Origin of the sequence: Planktotalea sp. (assembly GCF_049680325.1) — a bacterium.
In the GTDB taxonomy this organism is placed as follows: Bacteria; Pseudomonadota; Alphaproteobacteria; order Rhodobacterales; family Rhodobacteraceae; genus Planktotalea.
Genome location: NZ_JBAUHO010000333.1, coordinates 1 through 1,860, shown reverse-complemented (window position 1 = coordinate 1,860; position 1,860 = coordinate 1). Strand labels below are relative to the sequence as shown.

Sequence of the window (1,860 nt, the reverse complement as noted above, 5' to 3'; positions counted from 1 at the left end):
GACGCTTTGATCAGATCGCTAACAAGGCTTTCCAGCTTTGCACGTGTCAGCTTCATCACCATGTGAAGCGGCTGGCCACCCTTAGGATCCATAGAGATGAACGGCTGGTTGATCTCGGTCTGGTTGGCAGAAGACAATTCGATCTTCGCCTTTTCGGCAGCTTCCTTCAAACGCTGAAGCGCCATTTTGTCTTTGGTCAGGTCAACGCCGTTCTCTTTTTTGAATTCATCCGCGAGGTAGTTGACGATGCGCATGTCAAAGTCTTCACCGCCAAGGAATGTATCGCCGTTGGTGGATTTTACTTCGAAGAGGCCGTCGTCGATCTCAAGGATTGTAACGTCGAATGTACCGCCACCAAGGTCATAGACCGCGATGGTTTGTGTGTTTTCTTTATCAAGGCCGTATGCCAGCGCTGCCGCTGTAGGCTCGTTGATGATGCGCAGCACTTCGAGGCCGGCAATCTTGCCAGCGTCTTTTGTTGCTTGGCGCTGTGCGTCGTTGAAGTACGCAGGAACGGTGATAACCGCTTGCGTCACATCTTCGCCGAGATAGCTTTCTGCTGTCTCTTTCATTTTACCGAGAATGAACGCAGAAATCTGGCTTGGGGAGTACTTCTCACCCTTGGCTTCGATCCATGCGTCGCCGTTACCACCGTCAACGACAGAGAACGGCAGGTTTTTCATGTCTTTGTTCAGGTGCTCGTCGTCAAAACGGCGACCGATCAGGCGCTTCACGCCAAAGACTGTGTTGTCCGGGTTTGTAACGGCCTGGCGTTTCGCAGGCTGGCCGACAAGGCGCTCGTCATCAGTGAAGGCGACGATCGACGGTGTCGTGCGCGCGCCTTCAGCGTTTTCGATCACGCGCGGCTGGGAGCCATCCATGATAGAAACGCAGCTATTTGTTGTTCCAAGGTCAATACCAATAATTTTGGCCATGTTTTCGATCCCTTTTTATCTTCAAGGCGATGTCACGAGACGCAAACCCGTTACGGCATCCGCGCCTCGATTGGTTAGCCAGTTCACATTGCTGCAAACTGACGTTCGAGGGGTATATAAGGAGCACAAATCGGTGCTGCAAGCGTTGCACCGCAACTCATTTTGAGTTTTCGCTGCGATAAGGCGTTTTTTTGCGCTTAAGGTGTAAAAGGGGTTAAAAATCACATGGAAAAGCTAAGCATCAGAGGCTTTGACGTTTATAAGGGTCTGCTTGGCTTGAATGAACAGATGGCGTTGATTGACGCGATCCGTGATGTCGCCAAATGCGCCCCGATGTTTTCGCCGATGACGCCATACGGCAAACCCATGCGCGTCAAGATGACTTCGGCAGGACAGTTTGGCTGGGTCTCTGATCGCGCCGGATATCGCTATTCTGAAAAACATCCAAACGGTGAAAGCTGGCCAGCGATTCCGACGCAAGTTCTGGATATCTGGGAGCAGGTAAGTGGATCGGTGCGTGCGCCTGAGTGTTGTTTGGTTAACTATTATGGCGAGGACGCCCGCATGGGCATGCATCAAGATCGCGACGAGAGTGATTTTTCCCAACCCGTAGTTTCGATCTCGCTTGGCGATGACGGGCTGTTTCGGATTGGTAACCCGGAACGCGGCGGAAAGACTGAATCGATTTGGCTGAATTCGGGCGATGTCGTTGTCATGGGCGGCGATGCGCGGTTGATCTATCATGGTGTGGATCGGATTCGCTTTGGCTCTTCACGGTTGCTGGAAAAAGGTGGTCGGCTCAATCTGACTTTGCGTGTTGTGCGCTAGTTGATAAATTTGCGCGTTTCGGTGAGGGTTTTCAGGGTCTGTAGCTCTGCGCGGATCCAATTGCGTAGACGTTGAACCGCAGGTGTTGTTTCCAAAC

At 52.1% G+C, this 1,860-nt stretch carries 2 protein-coding genes; one reads left to right on the top strand and one right to left on the bottom strand.

What is annotated here, in order from left to right; translation table 11 throughout:
- Positions 1-935, bottom strand: a 935-nt coding sequence (locus tag WBC85_RS14830) for an Hsp70 family protein (RefSeq protein WP_424438907.1), incomplete at its 3' end; no start/stop codon positions are given.
- Positions 936-1,160: 225 nt separating this feature from the next.
- Here WBC85_RS14830 and WBC85_RS14825 point away from each other — a divergent pair.
- The gene (locus WBC85_RS14825; protein ID WP_424438904.1) at positions 1,161-1,763 is read left to right on the top strand and encodes an alpha-ketoglutarate-dependent dioxygenase AlkB family protein; all 603 of its coding nucleotides are present in this window, start codon (positions 1,161-1,163) and stop codon (positions 1,761-1,763) included.
- The last annotated feature ends 97 nt before the right edge of the window (positions 1,764-1,860 follow it).

Bases quoted from the DNA above. Each gene is read 5' to 3' on its own strand.
- WBC85_RS14825 (WP_424438904.1), top strand. From the start codon at position 1,161: ATGGAAAAGCTAAGCATCAGAGGCTTTGACGTTTATAAGGGTCTGCTT.